Here is an 18256-nt window from a genome sequence, read left to right as displayed (position 1 = left end):
TTCCGATTTCGCAGGCATGGAAGATGCCCCTTGGATGTAGATTTGGATGATTTTGTCTATGCTTCATATAACCTGCGTATCGTCACTGCAGCGTATAGGCGGCACAAGCCTAAAAGTTGTTTCAGAGCTATAGCTTGGCATCCGTCCAGGGGCACATAATGAGTTGACTGCTTGGCGATGAAGCTGCAAGCGATTACAAGTGATCAACTTATTGGAGGAGGACGATGTAGTGATGAAAAAAATGCTCATTTCTGTACTAGCAGCAGTTCAACTAATAGGTTCCGTGCACGTGAGTGCCTCGACAGGCGATACGTCGAATGAGACAAGCATGGTACCTGCATTTCCGGGAGCGGAAGGCGGCGGAATGTATACGAGCGGTGGTCGCGGATACGACGTATACGAGGTCACAACATTGGCGGATTATGGGCTTAATGAAACGCCGATTCCAGGCTCATTACGCGATGGGGTGAGTCAAGGAAATCGAAATCTTATCTTTCGCACATCCGGGACCATCCACTTGAAGCAGCCTCTAAAAATTAAGCAAAAGAACCTTTCGATACTCGGTCAAACAGCGCCGGGCGATGGTATCACTATTGCCGGTTATGGCACTGATATTTCGGGCTCCGAGAATATCATTATTCGTTATTTGCGGTTTCGACCTGGCAGCGCCAACATTGATTCGGAACCCGACGCTTTTGGCGGAAGAGATATTAAAAATGCGATCATCGACCATATTTCCACAAGCTGGTCGGTGGATGAGACATTGTCTTTGTATCGGAATGAAAATACAACCCTGCAATGGAGCATCATAAGCGAAAGCATGCTGTTATCGGGACATGTAAAGGGAAGACATGGGTATGGCGGGATATGGGGAGGCGAGAATGCTACCTTCGCTAATAACTTACTCGCGAGTCACGTAAGCCGCGTACCCGCCCTCGGGAATACTGGCAACAATGTTAACCCTGTCTCCAGTACGGATTTGGTGAACAACGTCATGTATAATTGGGGTTTTAATTCCACCTATGGCGGAAACGATCAAGAAAATAACATGATTAACAATTATTATAAGCCCGGCCCGTCTACACATGAAAAAGTGATGAAACGGGTTGTCAGCCCCGGTCAGGATGGCAGGCTTAGCTGGTTCCACATTTCGGGTAATTATATGTACGGGAACCAAGCCGTTACTGCTGACAATACGCTCGGGACGGAAGAAATCAAAAGCGGAACTTCGTTCTCAGACACGCCATATGAGGTGTTGGGTCATGATACACTCAGCATTAGCACGGCTGAACAGGCTTATGAACGGGTATTGAGTCAGGCTGGGGCAACGTATCCGCGCAGAGATGCTGTCGATGCCCGCGTCGCGAACGACGTGAGGAACGGGACTGGGAGACTGATAAATAATGAATGGGAGGTAGGCGGCTATCCGGAGTTGAAGTCGGCTGAAGCCCCGTTAGACACGGATCATGATGGAATGCCAGATGCTTGGGAAATTAAAGAAGGCTTGAACCATAATGATGCCGCAGACGGTAAACAGATGACTGAATCAGGGTATTCCAACCTTGAAAGGTATGTAAATGGGCTAGTCCGTATCGATTATAAAGCCGAGAATCCAGACGTCGAACTTCAATCACCCGCGCTGAACAGTATTCATAAAGCCGGATCGTCTATTAAAATGAACGCAAAGCTAAAAAATAAAGGAAACATCGCCAAGGTCGAGTTTTATTCCAATGATGTGAAAATTGGCGAAGCGACGAAAGGCTCCTTCGATTTTACGTGGAAAAATGCTCCCGATGGTACTTGGTTCGTTTCAGCAAAAGCGATCGATTACGCAGGCAATGCGACACAGACGACCTCTATGCCGATTCATGTAAATACGGAGAAACAAAGTGGCGATTGGACATCAATGGATGTTGGCAAGGTACCTATTCAAGGAAATACCTCATTATCTGATGGGGTGCTTACGGTCAAGGGAGCTGGCCGGATCGACCAAACGGCAGATTCCTTCCACTTTGCCTCGCAAAAGGTAAAAGGCGATACGGAGCTGGTGGCGAGGATTGACTCCTTAACGAAGGTTGACAATAATGCGATTTCCGGCTTGATGATTCGAGAAAGTCTCGCGGCGGACGCTGCTACAGCTATCATCAGTACGTCGGTTGTAAAGGCTGATAAGCAAAACACGCCATATTCCGTTCATTTTTCAACACGAACATCCCATGGGGAGCCGATCTTGGCGCTTGGTGAGAATGATCGACCGGAAGATTATGGGGTTCCTACCTTGAAAGGCACGACACTGCCTTTTTGGTTGAAGATTGCGAGGAAAGGTGACACCATAACAGGGTACGCTTCGCAAGACGGAATCAACTGGACGGCAGTGGGGCAAAAAACGATCCCGATGAACGAAACCGTGTTTATTGGTTTTGCCGTAGATGCAGCTCAAAATACGAGTCGTATTCACAATTATAATACGGCAACCTTCTCTAATATTGCATTGGTAGGGGAAAAACGATAGTTTTGCAACAAGACAGGCAGCTCTTATCCTTGGAGCTGCCCTTCATGTCAATTGGCAATCGATATATGTAAACGAGTGAATTGGAATGATCGTTTCCGAAAGTATTGACACTGAATCCAAATTGGGATAGGATACTTAACAGGGGATGATGACTAATGTCAAGATTAAAAACATTTCAGATAGAAGAGACTATCGATAAGGCAATTGATATTTTTCGTGAAAAAGGTTACCAGGGAACATCCATGCAGGATCTGGTCAGTGCGTTGTCTCTAAACAGGAGCAGCATCTACCAGACATTCCGAAGTAAGGAAGACTTGTATTTAGTGGCTTTGGATCGCTACGGGGAGAAAACGAGTGATATTACGGCCATCCTATATGAGCCGGGCACTTGCAAAGAAGTCTTATTAAGGTTTTTCAATAAATTGTTCGATCATAATCGTGTTAGAACTTGCTTACTCATTTTTGCATCGTTGGAGATGAGCGAGCATCCGGAAGTTCGAGCAAGAGTTAGTACGAACAATAACCTGAGAGAAAGAGCCTTCTTTCAATTGCTTTCACGCGGTCTTGCCAAAGGCGAAATAAAAGGGAATCCCAATTTACGTGATCTTTCTCAATACCTTGTGAATGTTACGAATGGAATAACCATCACCTCCGCGGGTACCGATCGAAAAACATTGGATACCATTTTAGAGACATCTCTGTATTTCTTACGATAATTTTTTTTGTTTTCATTTGGAATGATCATTCCCTTAAGTGCCGAGTATCAACACATTAAACCTCAAAGGAGATTAAACAATATGAATTCATATAACTTGACTGGAAAAACAGCATTTGTTACAGGCGGTTCTCGCGGAATTGGGGCATCGATTGTCAAAAGGTTGGTGAAAGAGGGCGCGGCCGTTGCGTTCACGTATGCCAATTCTACTGAGAAAGCTACAGAATTGGTCAAGATGATTGAGGCTGAAGGTGGGAGAGCTCTGGCCATTCAAGCCAATAGTGAAAATGCTGACTCAGTAAAGTCAGCTGTTGCTGAAGCGATCAATACTTTCGGTCATTTAAATATATTGGTTAATAATGCAGGGATCCTTGATGTTAAGCCATATGATCAATTTACGATGGAAGAGTTCGACCGCACGGTTGCTGTTAATATTAGAGCGGTTTTTGCTGCCATACAAGCGGCCGGACCCCAAATGCAGAGTGGTGACAGAATCATTACGATAGGTAGTGTAAATGCCGATGCATCCGGTTTTCCCGGCATGAGTCTATATAGCATGTCCAAAGCCGCTGTCGCGGCTATGACTCGCGGTCTTGCTAGGGATCTGGCGCCGCAAGGGGTAACCGTTAATAATATTCAGCCAGGTCCTGTTGATACGGACATGAATCCTGCAGAAGGTTCAATGGCTTCGATCTTAACAAATATGATCGCTCTTGGACGCTATGGTACCGCAAATGACATTGCTAGTTTGGTTTCATTCTTATCGAGCCCAGAATCTGGTTATATTACCGGTGCGTCACTCGATATTAACGGAGGCTTTATGATTTAAATGTGGGGCAAGGGTAAGCTTAGCTTACCCTTGTTTTTTTATTCAGGATAGTTTTATTTTAGTAGAGTTTTACCAGCTTAAATGATTACTCATTTGATACACTAATTAGATAAGTAGACTAGTATTACAAGACTAAAAAGAATGTGAGGAGGAGGCAACGAATGGGTGAGAAGATGCACATTGACGAAATGGAAATAGATGAGGCACTGGTGCGCCGTCTGTTAGTCGCCCAGTTTCCCCATTTGGCAGAGCTGCCCCTGCGACGGATTGAGCCGTCTGGAACAGTGAACGCTATCTTCCGACTAGGAGAAGAATACTCTGTTCGGCTAGCACGGCGGACAGGGCCAACGGCACCAGAAAGTCGCGAGCTTACTTGGCTGCCCAAGATCTCGCCAATGGTTCAGCTTGAAATCCCTGTACCTATCGCTCAAGGGCATCCAAGTAGTGAATATCCGTGGTTTTGGGAGATACATACGTGGGTCGAGGGCGAGACGGTGCCAATAGAAGAGATTGACGCAATTCAAGCAGCACAAGATCTCGCGGCTTTTGTTGCAGCGCTGCAACAAGTCAATTTATCAGGTGGGCCGCAGGGCCGCGGTATTCCTTTGGCTGGGCGGGATGAGGAGTTCCGGTACTGGCTTGCACAGTTCGATGGCGATCCTGCCGTGTTGACGGTATGGGAAACGGCACTTGCTGCGCCTGCATGGAAGGGTACTCCGGTTTGGCACCACGGCGACCTTGACGTACGTAACTGGCTCGTGCGAGATGGACGCATCACCGGTGTGATTGATTGGGGGACAATGGGCATTGGCGATCCTGCATGCGATATCATGGTTGCTTGGAAGTTACATTCTCCAGCTGCACGTGATGCGTTCCGTGAGTATCTTCCAACGGACGATGCTACGTGGGCAAGAGCCCGCGGATGGGTCGTCTCGCAGGCAGTGGCAGTGCTGGCGTATTACACGCCAGAAAACAATCCAGTTCTATACCATGAGGCGAAATCATGGCTCGACCTTGTACTGTCAGAATGATGTTTGATCAACGATACGTCAACGTCTGCCGCTGAACCGTTTGATCGCTTCCTCGGTCACCGGTGTGAATAGATTAATCAGGTTGCCGTCGGGATCGCGAAATAAAATAGCACGGTTTCCCCACGGCATCGTGGTTGGTTCTGTTACCCACTCGTGAACAAAAGGTTTCAAGCGTTCGAACTCGGTGTCGACATCGTGAACGAGGAACTCGAGGATGACAGTTTGATTGTTGGCTGCCACTGCGGAACCTGCTCCGAACAGTTGAACCGTCTGTGAGTGGCCGATCGCAAGGGTGCAAGAGGGCAAAATAAGTTCGGCAAAGACGGGCGCGAGGCGTTCCGCGGAAACACCCATGACTTTCTCATAGAAATCGACGAGACGATCCACGTCGTCGGTAATGATGCGCACAGAAGCAAAATTCATAAGATACAATCCTCTCTATAGTAGATGATACAATTTTGCGATTACTTATACTGATTATAAGAAACGCCACTGACAACAGTATGTCAGTGGCGTTTTAATTTTTTCAACGCAAGGCTTCGCACCAGTGATATATATTCAGTTTATAATCTTATTTTACTCTATACAAAGACAATATATTTGCGGTTTACGGGAGGAACAAATATGAAAAAAAATATCCTAATTAGCGGGGCGAGTTTCGCCGGTCTCTCAACAGCGTACTGGATGAAGAAACTGGGTTACAACGTCACCGTTGTAGAGATCTCCAAAGGACTTAAAAAAGGCGGAACGCCTGTAAATATCGGCAAGAACACCGTCGACATTGTGAAACGTATGGGGTTGCTCGACCAAATCCAGTCGAACAATATTAACATGGGATTGATGGAATTCAAAAATGCAGATGATGTTACTGAAAGAATGGAATTGCGTGAAGAGCACGGAGAAGATGAATATGAAATCGAACGGGATGTATTGCTGAATATGATGTTTGAGGCTGTCAAAGATGATGTAGAGTTCATTTTTGGCGATAGCATCGTGTCGTTGAAGGAAGAAAGTAACGGCGTCGACGTTGCATTCAAAGGGGGGCAAAACCGCTCGTACGACCTAGTTTTCGGTTGTGATGGTATTCATTCGATCGTCAGAAGATTGTGCTTTGGCGAGGAGGCTGAATTTTCGCATTTTCTTAAGACCTATTTCTCGATCACGATCGTGAATAAGTTGTTGATCCAGGAAAATACGACACAGATGTACAATGAGCCGGGCAAGGCGATCATGCTGAACGCCTATAACAATAAAACAGATATTGTCCTTTGCTTTTCATCCCATAAGGAAATTCCTTACGACTACAGAAACGAAGAACAGCAGCGGCAGATCATTCTGGATCAATTCTCTGGGCTAGGCTGGCGGACACCGGAATTGCTGGGAGAAGTGAAGAACTCGAAAACTTTTTACTTTGACAAGCTGTGCCAAATGAAGATGCCGTCATGGACGAAAGGCAGGGTAGCGCTAGTCGGTGATGCCGGATTCTGCGCCTCTCCAGCTGCTGGCATGGGTGGATCGCTGGCCATAGATGGGGCTGCAGCATTGGCCGATGCCTTCCAGAAGTGTCATGGAAATTATGAACTCGCGTTCCAAGAATACAATAAGAGTTTTCGTCCTTTCATCGAGGAAGTGCAAGCAACCGCGGAAATGTCTGTAGAATTTCTTGTCCCCCAAACGGAAGAAGCCATTCGCGAAAGAAATTCGCAAGCACCATTCGCATAGGAAAAGCACCGAGTATTGATCTGTTTTTTCTATCATTTCAATTAGTTATCCAATATTGATCAATTATTCCAATGAAAGTAGACTATTAAAGTGGCAGTGGATGCTGCTTCCTGTAGACTTGAAGCATAAAGTTATAATCCCAGGGAAAAATATGTCATGCTCTGTACCTAAAAAAGGAGATGTTTTATGAGCTATCCTAGTCTGGTTTCACTTTGGAGATATCCCGTAAAATCGATGATGGGTGAAGAGTTGAATGCTACAGATATAACAGAAAAAGGAATCCTTGGTGATAGAAAGTATGCGTTGATCGACACTTCGACAGGCAAACTTGCCAATGCTAAGAATCCCATCAAATGGCCAAATATGTTTGATTATCGTGCTGTGTATATGGATCCTATTGAAGATTCAACCAAACTTCCTCCTGTTCGAATTACTTTCCCCGATGGCAGTTGGGGAGCAACGACGGATGATGATGTAAGTCAGAGGCTCTCTGAAAAACTGGGTCGACCGGTTCAAGTGACGGCAACTTCCGATCAACAAAGTGATGTTCAGTTTGAGGGGTATATCCCTGATTTGGAGGGATTAAATAATAGAAAAACGATTTTTACACGTAGTTCTCCTGAAGGAACTTTTTATGATATTGCCATGGTTCATTTACTAACAACAGCAAGTATTAATAAAATGAGGGAACTAATTCCCGAAAGCCGAATTGAAGTTAGGCGGTATAGAACGAATATTGTAATTGATGTTCCTGATGAATCAGGTTTTGTTGAAAACAATTGGGTTGGTAAAACCGTTCGCATTGGGAATGATGTGGTATTAGAGGTTACACAGCCTTGCGTTCGCTGTATTATGACAACCTTACCTCAAGGAGATCTGCCCAAGGATTCAGCTATCCTCCAAGCTTCCGTTAAGTATAATAATGGGGCTATGGGCGTATATGCGAAGGTCATTCGCACAGGGCGCATTTATCGTGGAGATAAGATTGTAGTCGAATAGCTTAATTTTTCCGTAAAATAAAAAGACAAGAACATGTATCCTTAGAGATCTGCGCGCAGCGCGGGTTTACTATTATTAGGATGTAAGTTCTTGTCTTTTTAATTCCTAACATTTCACTCATAAATCGGAGGATCTGGTGGTTGGTCGTGAAAGTATTGATTATTGCCGATCATTTAGTACAATAGTTTTATGACTACTTTAAAAGAATTAAATGATGATGACAGGGAGAGAATTTTTAAAGCATTAGCTGATGTAACAAGATTGCAAATCATACGAAGTCTATACGCGAGTATGAAGGAAATGAGTTGTGGAGAAGTAGGAGATATTCAGGGTATTTCAAAATCGAATAATTCGTATCATTTGCGTACTTTAAGGGAGGCGAAATTGATCAAGGTACGGAAAGAAGCACAAACGAGGTATATGAGCATTGATATGGAGACTTTTGAAACTTACTTACCAGGATTTCTGGATACGTTGTAGAAAGAAATTCTTTTTTTGCTCATTAGTTCAATAACATTTGAACTACAGAACTAATGGTAGAGGATGAAAAACTTAGAGTTAAAAGGTGATCAAAATGGCCACAATAAATGTAAGAAAAAATATAGATCATCGCCGACTTATGATTGCCGTTCATGTAATTGCATGGTTGGCAAAAAGTGACTGCTTGATGACAAGCTCTAGCATCTCAATTCTGGTCAATGCCCACTCCGTTGTCGTTCGCCGAATTATGCAAGCTTTAATGAATGCAGGTATCGTTGAATCAAAAATAGGACGAGACGGAGGCTACTTCTTACGCGAGCCAGCAGACAAAATCACGCTAGGTGACGTTTACTCCGCAATAAATACTTGCGGAGTCGAACAAGAGGCTGAACTTGATGCCAGTCATTCAGATGATGATTCGTGTATAGACTTCATTTTTTATGAAATTGAACAGGAAACAATAAATATTTTACGAAAATACACCATTTCTCATGTGATGAAGCAGTACGATATTTTTTTGTACAGTAGTTCAAAAACTATTGAACTACTGAAATAATGGCTAGGGGTGAACAACATGAATAAATTAACAGCTTTATTCTTCGTCATCATGTTTCTTATCGGTACAGATACATTTATTATTTCTCCACTCATTCCCACACTTCAGGAATTGTTTCACATCCAGACCGAATATGCCGGTTGGATGGTGGGAGCCTACGCTCTAGGTTATGCCATATTTGCACTCATTGCTGGACCGCTTTCCGATGGATGGGATCGCAAGAAAGTCATGCTTTTTGGGATGTTTTGCTTCTCGATTGCAACCATCTTATGCGGTTTTGCCTTTAATTTTTGGTCGATGTTTATCTTCCGCGCTTTGGCCGGATTCGGTGCTGCGTTTACAACGCCTCAAATTTGGGCCTCCATCCCAACATTGTTTCCTGCGCAGAAGGTAGCCAAAGTACTTGGAATTGTGATGGCGGGACTGGCTTCTGCCCAAGCGTTCGGTATACCTATTGGAGGTTTGCTTGCTGCAACCCATTGGTCTTATCCTTTTTACACAATCGGCGCATGTTCGCTGCTAGTGACGGTATTTATCTTTTATACATTGCCCGCAATTAAACCAAATTTAGACCAAAAAACCAAAACTCCAATTTTTAAAAGATACGTCTTACTATTGAACAGTCGAATGGCCAGAAGATCTTTCCTAGCTCATTTCTTGTTTCAATGCGGATTCATGGCTGCTTTTGCTTTCATAGGAAAATGGATGACGGACCGCTTCGAGCTTTCCGTCGATCATGTGGGGTTCGTGATGTTTTTTCTAGGTCTCGGGAATATGGCAGGAAGCTTTGGTGGTGCTTATGTGACCAAAATATGGGGTCGTCTCAGCACACTGGTTATTGGCTTTGTAGTCTCCATTGTATGTTTTCTTATTGCACCTCATTTGTCGTCGGTTTCGGCTTTCGAAGGCGTATACTTTTTCATCTTCGCTACCATGGGGATTTCCTTTCCGCTAATCATGGGACTTCTTACTTCGTTAAATCCGACGATCCGTGGTACGACAACAAGCTTGGCCAATTCAATCATGTACACTGCGACAGCACTTGGTTCTTGGATCGCTGGTTTGATCTATGCGACTTTTAACGGTTTTACTGCAGTCGGTATATTTGCAGCTCTCTGCATTGCTGGTTCGTTGTTAGCTTTTTTCTCAAGTGGCATTTTTCCAGCTCACGAGAAAACAAAGAACCAGCTTGTCAAATCATAATTGGGAAGAAACTCAAATGGATATTCTAAAACTTACCCATTTCAACATCCTAAGCATTCGAGAGAATGTATCTGATTTTCAAATAGAAGTGGCATCGAACTCTCCACCTTCGACATGCCCTCATTGTGGATGCTTAGCGAACCTACAAAAACACGGTAACAGGGAACAGATTTGTATGGACTTGCCTATTCACGGCAAGCGTGTAGAGCTTCGAATCAAGCGACAAAGATATCGCTGTAGATGCTGCAATCGAACCTTCTGGGAACGCATGGACCACACCATAGATGAGAAGAGGAGCTGCACCAAACGACTATTGATTTATGTAGAGAAGGAAAGCCTAAAACGTACGTTTGTCAGCATATCTGACGATGTTGGATTAAATGATAAAACGGTTCGCAGCATTTTTAGTGATTATCTCAATCGTCATCAAGAAACATTCCAGTTTGAAACTCCTCAATGGCTTGGTATTGACGACATGCAAGTTATTAAACAAAGATGCGTTTTAACGAACCTGGAGGAGCATACTTTGTTAGACGTTTTGCCCAATCGTAACAAAGATACCCTTGTAGCTTATCTCATACGCCTTGCAAATAAAGAACGAATTCAATATGTCACAATGGATATGTGGAAGCCGTATAAGGATGCTGTGAGGGCTGCATTGCCAAAAGCAATGATCATCATTCATAAGTTTTCTGTCCTTTGTTTGGCTAACCAAGCGTTAGAAACCATCCGAAAACAGTATAGAGAAAGCTTATCGCCTAAGGAAAGGCGTGGACTTAAGCACGATCGCCTTATCCTTCTCAAACGCCATAAAGAGCTTACAGAGTTGGATAAGGAACTACTGAGTCATCACCCGTCTCTCGATATTGCGTATAACAGGAAGGAATCTTTTTTTGACTTATATGATAGCGACAGCAGACAAAAGGCATATGTCAACTATCACACTTGGAAAGCTAAGTTACCAATTGAGCTTCATGCAGCTTTTGAACCTCTTACGACGGTTATTGAGAACTGGGAAGAAGAGATATTCGCATATTTTGATCATCGCGTCGCTAGTGCTAATACGGAGTCACTGAATAAACTTAGTGGTATCATGGACCGTTTAGGCAGGATCTGTTCGTTTGAAGCCTTACGAGCCAAAATTCTCTTTTCAGAGGAGCTTGCAAAGCTAAGTAAGCCAAAGTCTCAATGCCGGCCCGAGACCTGTGAATCAGAAGCGAAAATTACACTTGGAATTGATATTTTCGCTTTAATTGAGAAATTGGAGAGGGGCATTCCATAAGTCCTTCTCCACTAATTTCACGATTTAAGTACTCAAAAATAAACCCAAAGGAATGATTATCTAATGTCTAAAATGCTAGTTATCAATGCCCACCCTCGCGTGGAGTCACAACAATCCATAAGTTTGCTTATACTGAACCGCTTCCTAAGTGCATATAAGCAGCTCAATCCAGCGGCAACTGTAGAGCAAATTAACCTGTACGACGAACAGATTCCAGCTGTGGACCTTACGTCACTAAGCGCCAGTGACAAACTTAGTAAAGGAGAGCATCTTTCTGATGCCGAACAGCAAGTTACGGATCGAAGCAATGAAATTCTTAAACAATTTAAAGATTCGACGATATATGTTATTGTCATGCCCATGCACAATTTTAACATTCCTTCTAAACTGAAGGATTATATGGATACGATTATTGTTCCGCGCGAGACGTATAAATTTACTGAAAACGGCTCCGTCGGTTTGTTAAACGACGGCCGCAGCATGCTTGTTATACAAGGAAGCGGATCCGTTTATACGAATAATGATTGGTATTCGGAGGTTGAATATTCGCATAAGTACCTTAAATCGATGTTTAATTTTCTGGGTATCGAGGATTATCAAATCATTAGGGCGCAAGGAACGGCCATCTTAAAATGGGATGAAATACGAGATAAAGCGTACCGTGAAGCGGAGGAAGCAGCTCAGCGTTTAACGGCTGTCAGTTATAAGGTTGTTGATTAAAGAGTACGAGCATCTTGCTAGGAATGGGTCCCTTGTTATCAGATGTGAAACTTAATTTCATTATTTTACAACATTTTATTCAGAGAGGTGATTTCGTTGTCTACTTATCTGCTCATTCATGGCGCCTGGCACGGAGCTTGGTGTTGGGAGAAAATCGTTCCTTTATTAGAATCCGCCGGACATCGTGTAATTACGATTGATTTGCCCGGACACGGAAAAGACCAAACCCCAATTTCAAAGGTATCACTCGCGGTGTATACGGATCGTGTGGTAGCTGCTATTGATGAACTAGATGAGGAGGTTATTCTAGTGGGACACAGCATGGGAGGGATTGTTGTATCCCAAGCAGCAGAGTATCGTCCGAATCGAATTAAATCGCTCGTTTATTTAACAGCATTCCTCTTACAGAATGGTCAAAACATGCTCGTAATTCCGCCTAATCCCAATATGTTGGTCTCAAAAGATGGGCGTACAATTAACGTTGCAGCAGACAAAGCAAGGCAAATATTCTACAATAGTTGTTCGGATGAGGATGCAACTGGAGCTGTATCTCGATTACAGGAACAAGCAACGAGTCCATTCGTGACACCGCTAAGCCTGACGCAAAATAATTTTGGTCAAGTTCCTCGGTACTACATCGAAGGCCTTCGAGATAATGCCATACCCATCGATATGCAGAGGCAAATGCAAGCCGCATCTCCTTGCAAAGAAGTATTTACGTTGGATACAGATCATTCTCCGTTTTATTCAACTCCTGATCAACTATGTAACATTCTGCTCAATATTGGTTAAGGTTGAGAATGTAATTGTTAGTTAACGCAAGTATTCAAAAGCTTAATCTTTCTCACGCAAAACAGACTGTTCGCAAAAAATGCGGCAGTCTGTTTGTTTTCATAGCTTCGGAGAAAGTATGTAATCAAGCTTTAATTATTCTGTTTTTAGCTTATAAAATTGGATTGCATTATTACCAAATACAGCAGCTTTCTCATCTTCGCTCCAATTTGTTCCTAGGCAATATTCAAATAACCCAATGACTTCATCATAAGTTGCAGCGAATAAGCAAACAGGCCAATCGCTGCCGAACATCACTCGCTGAATACCAAACGAACGGATAACACATTGTGCGAATGGAAGGATAGATTCTCGCGACCATGGCGCATCGAGCTGTTCAGGTACCATTCCCGAAAGCTTGCACATTGTATTAGGGTAAGCTGCAATCTGCTCAATAAACGATTTCCATGGTTCGAGTTCTCCACTTTCGATTGGCGGTTTCGCCAAATGATCGATCACAGCCCGCAGATTAGGCGTGTACTTTAGCATTTCCACAATATAGGGCAAATGCCTTGGATTCGCTTGTAGGTCTACAGGGAATTGTTCGCTTTCCAATAACTTAAAATGCTTGAGTACCTTTGGCTTGATAATCCAGTTTGAAGGTAAATCCTGAATCATGGGGCGGATACCGATAAACTTCGGATGTTTTCGCATAAGTACCAGATCAGGTTCAAAGGTATCAGACTCCATGTCCAGCCAACCGACAACGCCTGCAACGGTAGACTCCCTATCCGCTATTTGTAAGAGGAATTTCGTTTCATCAATGGTAGGAGCAGCCTGCACAATAATCGTTTGTTCTATACTATGTCGTACCAGTAAAGGCTTCAGCTGCTCTGGTAGATAATCGGCATATAATCTCCCTAGTGAAGGCTGTAACCACCCATAGTCTGTTCTTGATGTAATCCAGTAATGCTGATGCGCATCGATTCTCATTGTTTGAATGCCTCCAAGCGGAATAGTTTGGGCTTTCCGTAATACGAATAGACTGACTAGCAAGTATAATAATAGCATGATCTAGGCTGTTGAGAGTTGATCAAAAGCACTGTAGTTCATCTTGAGATTATTTTATTTTCGCTCTCTATATTGACAGGGTAACACTTCCGCTTCACCTACAATATAATGAGTCTAGAAATCTAAAGAGGTGAGCCAATGGCAGTCGTAAAAGCGAGGAAACAGGATATAGATATGTTGGCAAGATTGCTTCGAGCTGAAGCTGAGACCGAAGGCGAAAAGGGCATGCTCCTTGTTGGGAATGTAGGTATTAACCGAATAAGAGCGAATTGCTCCGATTTTAAAGGAATTCGAACAATTCCCCAAATGATTAACCAGCCGCATGCCTTCGAGGCGTTGCAACATGGTTTGTACTATCAAAACGCAAGAGAGAGGGAACGCCGTCTGGCGCAACGGGCTGTGAATGGCGAACGGGATTGGCCAGGCAAATTCTCCCTATGGTATTTCCGGCCAGGTACGTTCCAAAATCCCGGGCCATGTCCGTCAACTTGGTATAATCAGCCGATCGCAGGTAGATGGAAGAAGCACTGTTTTTATGAACCTACGGCGCAAGAATGTCAAAATGTGTATAATACGTTTTAAGTTTATTTTAAAGACAAGAGGCTGTCCCGAAAGTCATTTAATGACCGAGGGGCAGCTTTTTTGTGACCTTCTGGGACGGGCTCTTTGGGAATTCGTCCGTATCGAGGAAGTTTTTGACTTAGGGAGGATACTTAATGAATGTAGGAGAAATTTACATATACGAAGCTATTGGGGGGGAGTGAAGAGTTTGGAGGTTAATTATTATATCGAAAATGGTGTGCTTATGATGAACCTTGATCAAGAGTACGGGATAGAGATTGCAAGCGTTCATTTCATTCCGCAGGGGGATTCAGCTTACTCATATTGGGTGAACTGTGCGAACGGAGAAAAATATTATGTGAAATTATTTGATCATCAAAATGACGGACAAAGGACAAGGGTGGAGCGTCTTCAGTTTTACTTACCGTTAACTTGGCAGATGTATCATCAAGGGCTTTTTCGAAACATGACATATCCAATATTAAATCGGGATGGCGGTTTTAAAACAACATTTAATAATGTCACAGTAGTATTATTTAACTTTATAGAAGGGGAGACATTAGCTGAAGCCTATCCTTTCTCAAAGGAGATGCTTGAAAACATCGGTAAATCAGTGGCTGCGATACAGCTAATTACACCTTTTATAGATAGGACAACGCTCTTGGCAGATACATTTGATATTTCCTTTGAGTCTGACTTAGAGAAGTGCATTTCGATGATTGAGAGCACCATTACCTTTAATAATCCTATTAAACAGACTTTACGTCAGGTGGTATTGTCAAAGAAAGAGCAAATATTCGCCTTATTGCATCTTGTGCGCAAACTTCAAGGTATATCCATCGCAGAAACGAAAGAGAAAGTATTATGCCATGGCGATATTTGGGGAGGCAATTTGATTCGTCATAAAAACGAGTTGTATTTTATTGATTGGGAATCGGCCATCTTAGCGCCGCCAGAATATAATTTCGTTAACTATATGGGGGAGGAGTTTGATGTTTTCTTTTCCGCTTACGAAAAAAATATAGGAGAATCTCTGACGTTAAATCTTGACTTATTACGGTTCTACGCTTATCGCAACCATCTTCGTAATCTAACCAATTGGTTAATGAATATCCTCCATCGCAACACGGAAGAAGTCCAGAATGAAAAGGATTTGGAAAAGATTCTTTATCATTGTATGAACCGCTGGGATAGTATTGAAGCAAATGTCAGGGCTATAGATGCTATATTGCAAAAACGAACATAACAGTGAAGGAGGGATCAAATGGCTGTCTTTATTATCTCTGGACCGCTTGGAGTAGGGAAATCCACCGTTTCCAGATCGCTGGCCGATTCAATGAACCAATGTGCTTTGGTCGAGGGAGATCTTCTACTCCATGTATACCGAGGAGAGAACGAACCTCCATGGCAGGAACGACTGCATCTTGCTTGGCTTAATATTACTGCGGTAACCCGTAATTATCTTCAGCATGGGTTAGATGTGGTTATCGATTTCGTCGTTGAAGATGAACTGATATGGTTCTATGAGCAGCTGTCTGATCATAACACGACGTTTCACTATGTGGTGCTGCATGCTGAACCGGAAACGCTCGCCGCTCGACTCAACCAGCGAGGAGATTCTCCGTATATCGAACGTTCGATCTTTCTTAGGAACAAATTAATGGCATCAGCTACCAATGAGCCGTTTCTGCTAGATGCTAACCACAAGTACCCCGGGGAACTCGCTAAGGAAATTGTTAAAGATGTTAGATTTCGGATACATGAACTGCCCTAAGGAATTGAAATAACCGTGAAAGTTCATCCAATATTGATCATCAGCGGCATGCACCGAATATCATATAAATAAAAATCGGTGAGGTGCGTATATGCATGCAATGCTGTTTTCAATCATGCAACTAATTGGTGGCATCATTCTTTCTTTAGGTTGGATTCCTCAGATCATTCAAATTGTGAAAAGTAAATCGGTTGCAGATTTAAGTTTAAAGTCTTACTTACTCATCTTATTGGGAATTAGTCTTATGGAAGCATATGCTATTAGCTTGGCAGTAACGGGTGTTGGTTTAGCTTTTTTGATAACGAATACAATGTCTTTATGTGTTGTTTTACTTGTCAACATCCTTATTGTTCGATATCGAACTCGGTAATGAATGATAATAATGCCGTAACTAAACTATAGCTGAATAGTCACTAAAGAGCAGGTAAGCAGACTGCTCTTTTTTTGTTTTTTTCTTTTTCACTAACTAGATTGATAGAATCTATCTTTTTTTAAAACTCAAAAAATGGTGGAAAATAACTGGTAATTTCTCTATTTAAGTCCAAACCTTCTCTTTAAAAATTGCATAGTTTAGAAGTGAGGTTTACTTATTTACTCTCTAGTAAATTTTTTTTGCAAACCTATGTAAATATCAAACATATGATTAGGAGGGAAAAATATAAATGGCTGTCTTATCAAGCGGACCGATAGAAAACAATGCTATCAGTGGCACGAGGCCCACCCAACAGATAACAGTAATAATGGATAATCGGGATACTGTTAATTCTGCAACTCTGCTCATACAAGGATATATCTTAACTGGCACTAGATCGTTATATGTACTTGAATCTTTGGAAGTCTTTCCAAATCAAGTATTAACCAAAAATTACTTTGCTAATTTTGATAAATTTGAATTTGTTTTTACTACAGGAGGAACCGCTGTAGATCAGACTGGAGTTTCTGCCTGGGGAAAAAATGAATCCGGGCAGTTGGTTGTTGCTCATCGGCTTGTATTGTCTGAACTTTAATAATAGGAGGTTTTCATTTATATGACCATTTTGTCAACTGGACCCATTGATAATAGTTCTGTCGGCGGAGTTAGACCAACTCAGCTAGTGACGATCAATATTGATAATAGGGATACTGTTAATTCTGGAACATTGCTCATACAAGGATATATCTTAAACGGCTCAAGATCGTTATATGTACTTGAATCCTTAGAAGTTTTTCCAAATCAAGTGATAACCAAAAATTACTTTGCTAATCTTGATAAATTTGAATTTGTTTTTACAACAGGAGGCATCGCTGCAGCTCAGATAGAAGTTTCTGTTTGGGGAAAAACGTCTACAGGAGAATTAGTTGAAGCGCATCGGATAGTTTCAAATGAGCTCTTAGGTTCTATCATTGGAGCTACTGGGACTACAGGTGTAACTGGAGCAACTGGAGCAACTGGAGCAACTGGAGGTACAGGCGCAACTGGTGCAACTGGTAATGCAGGCGCAGCAGGAGCAACTGGTGCAACTGGAAATGCAGGAGCAGCGGGAGCGACAGGTGCGACTGGTAATGCAGGAGCAGCGGGAGCCACAGGTGCGACTGGTAATGCAGGAGCAGCGGGAGCCACAGGTGCAACTGGTAATGCTGGCGCAGCGGGAGCCACAGGTGCGACTGGTAATGCAGGAGCAGCGGGAGCCACAGGTGCAACTGGTAATGCAGGAGCAGCGGGAGCAACAGGTGCGACTGGTAATGCAGGAGCAGCAGGAGCCACAGGTGCGACTGGTAATGCAGGAGCAGCGGGAGCCACAGGTGCAACTGGTAATGCAGGCGCAGCGGGAGCTACAGGTGCGACTGGTAATGCAGGAGCAGCAGGAGCCACAGGTGCAACTGGTAATGCAGGAGCAGCGGGAGCCACAGGTGCAACTGGTAATGCAGGCGCAGCGGGAGCAACTGGTAATGCAGGCGCAGCGGGAGCCACAGGTGCAACTGGTAATGCAGGAGCAGCGGGAGCCACAGGTGCGACTGGTAATGCAGGAGCAGCGGGAGCCACAGGTGCG

19 protein-coding genes and 1 pseudogene are annotated in these 18256 nt (G+C 43.4%); 18 read left to right on the top strand and 2 right to left on the bottom strand.

The window, feature by feature from the left end; all coding sequences use genetic code 11:
* Positions 1-232: 232 nt before the first annotated feature.
* The 4 genes from GQF01_RS03495 (at position 233) to GQF01_RS03480 (ending at position 5087) form a co-directional block, all read left to right on the top strand.
* Positions 233-2512 carry an Ig-like domain-containing protein gene (locus GQF01_RS03495; protein ID WP_161406411.1) on the top strand — a complete coding sequence of 760 codons (2280 nt, stop codon included), beginning with the start codon at positions 233-235 and terminating at the stop codon, positions 2510-2512.
* Positions 2513-2667: 155 nt separating this feature from the next.
* Entirely contained in the window at positions 2668-3228 is a 561-nt protein-coding gene (locus GQF01_RS03490) for a TetR/AcrR family transcriptional regulator (protein WP_161405487.1), read from the top strand.
* An 81-nt stretch (positions 3229-3309) separates the two neighbouring features.
* Positions 3310-4056, top strand: coding sequence for a 3-oxoacyl-ACP reductase family protein (locus tag GQF01_RS03485; RefSeq protein WP_161405486.1), 747 nt, complete (start codon positions 3310-3312; stop codon positions 4054-4056).
* A gap of 161 nt (positions 4057-4217) precedes the next feature.
* Positions 4218-5087, top strand: a complete 870-nt coding sequence (locus tag GQF01_RS03480) for an aminoglycoside phosphotransferase family protein (RefSeq protein ID WP_161405485.1) — start codon at positions 4218-4220, stop codon at positions 5085-5087.
* A gap of 18 nt (positions 5088-5105) precedes the next feature.
* Here GQF01_RS03480 and GQF01_RS03475 read toward each other — a convergent pair whose 3' ends face one another.
* Positions 5106-5510, bottom strand: a complete 405-nt coding sequence (locus GQF01_RS03475; protein ID WP_161405484.1) for a VOC family protein — start codon at positions 5508-5510, stop codon at positions 5106-5108.
* Between the two features lie 201 nt (positions 5511-5711).
* Here GQF01_RS03475 and GQF01_RS03470 point away from each other — a divergent pair, with 201 nt between their 5' ends.
* From GQF01_RS03470 to GQF01_RS03435, 8 genes are all read left to right on the top strand, one after another.
* Complete coding sequence (locus GQF01_RS03470) at positions 5712-6809, top strand: FAD-dependent monooxygenase (protein ID WP_161405483.1); 1098 nt, start codon at positions 5712-5714, stop codon at positions 6807-6809.
* A 186-nt stretch (positions 6810-6995) separates the two neighbouring features.
* Entirely contained in the window at positions 6996-7808 is an 813-nt protein-coding gene (locus tag GQF01_RS03465) for an MOSC domain-containing protein (protein ID WP_161405482.1), read from the top strand.
* A 189-nt stretch (positions 7809-7997) separates the two neighbouring features.
* Positions 7998-8288, top strand: coding sequence for an ArsR/SmtB family transcription factor (locus tag GQF01_RS03460; protein WP_161405481.1), 291 nt, complete (start codon positions 7998-8000; stop codon positions 8286-8288).
* Positions 8289-8382: 94 nt separating this feature from the next.
* Positions 8383-8844: an RrF2 family transcriptional regulator gene (locus tag GQF01_RS03455; RefSeq protein WP_161405480.1), complete on the top strand. Its 462-nt coding sequence runs from the start codon at positions 8383-8385 to the stop codon at positions 8842-8844.
* A gap of 18 nt (positions 8845-8862) precedes the next feature.
* A complete protein-coding gene (locus GQF01_RS03450; protein ID WP_161405479.1) occupies positions 8863-10047 on the top strand; it encodes an MFS transporter in 1185 nt (394 codons plus the stop codon).
* A 16-nt stretch (positions 10048-10063) separates the two neighbouring features.
* On the top strand, positions 10064-11329 hold the full coding sequence (locus GQF01_RS03445; RefSeq protein ID WP_161405478.1) for an ISL3 family transposase: 1266 nt from the start codon (positions 10064-10066) through the stop codon (positions 11327-11329).
* 63 nt (positions 11330-11392) lie between these two features.
* Positions 11393-12049, top strand: a complete 657-nt coding sequence (locus tag GQF01_RS03440; protein ID WP_161405477.1) for an FMN-dependent NADH-azoreductase — start codon at positions 11393-11395, stop codon at positions 12047-12049.
* Positions 12050-12145: 96 nt separating this feature from the next.
* A complete protein-coding gene (locus GQF01_RS03435) occupies positions 12146-12841 on the top strand; it encodes an alpha/beta fold hydrolase (protein WP_161405476.1) in 696 nt (231 codons plus the stop codon).
* A 135-nt stretch (positions 12842-12976) separates the two neighbouring features.
* On the opposite strand, the gene GQF01_RS03430 is transcribed toward GQF01_RS03435, so the two are convergent.
* On the bottom strand, positions 12977-13813 hold the full coding sequence (locus GQF01_RS03430) for an amidohydrolase family protein (RefSeq protein WP_161405475.1): 837 nt from the start codon (positions 13811-13813) through the stop codon (positions 12977-12979).
* Positions 13814-14029: 216 nt separating this feature from the next.
* Between GQF01_RS03430 and GQF01_RS03425 the strand changes: the two genes are divergently transcribed.
* The 6 genes and pseudogenes from GQF01_RS03425 to GQF01_RS03400 form a co-directional block, all read left to right on the top strand.
* The gene (locus tag GQF01_RS03425; protein ID WP_161405474.1) at positions 14030-14473 is read left to right on the top strand and encodes a cell wall hydrolase; all 444 of its coding nucleotides are present in this window, start codon (positions 14030-14032) and stop codon (positions 14471-14473) included.
* A gap of 187 nt (positions 14474-14660) precedes the next feature.
* Positions 14661-15698, top strand: coding sequence for a phosphotransferase (locus tag GQF01_RS03420; RefSeq protein ID WP_161405473.1), 1038 nt, complete (start codon positions 14661-14663; stop codon positions 15696-15698).
* Between the two features lie 18 nt (positions 15699-15716).
* Positions 15717-16226 (top strand): AAA family ATPase, encoded by a 510-nt coding sequence (locus tag GQF01_RS03415; protein ID WP_161405472.1) that lies wholly within the window; start codon positions 15717-15719, stop codon positions 16224-16226.
* A 91-nt stretch (positions 16227-16317) separates the two neighbouring features.
* The gene (locus tag GQF01_RS03410; RefSeq protein ID WP_235958892.1) at positions 16318-16596 is read left to right on the top strand and encodes a PQ-loop domain-containing transporter; all 279 of its coding nucleotides are present in this window, start codon (positions 16318-16320) and stop codon (positions 16594-16596) included.
* Positions 16597-16888: 292 nt separating this feature from the next.
* A complete protein-coding gene (locus GQF01_RS03405; RefSeq protein ID WP_161405471.1) occupies positions 16889-17233 on the top strand; it encodes a hypothetical protein in 345 nt (114 codons plus the stop codon).
* 21 nt (positions 17234-17254) lie between these two features.
* A pseudogene (locus GQF01_RS03400) lies at positions 17255-18256 on the top strand (collagen-like triple helix repeat-containing protein); the annotation flags it as partial.

Origin of the sequence: Paenibacillus silvestris (assembly GCF_009882985.1) — a bacterium.
Lineage (GTDB): Bacteria > Bacillota > Bacilli > Paenibacillales > NBRC-103111 > Paenibacillus_E > Paenibacillus_E silvestris.
The sequence above is the reverse complement of the archived record's forward strand: the minus strand, read 5'-3'. Positions and strand labels throughout refer to the sequence as shown.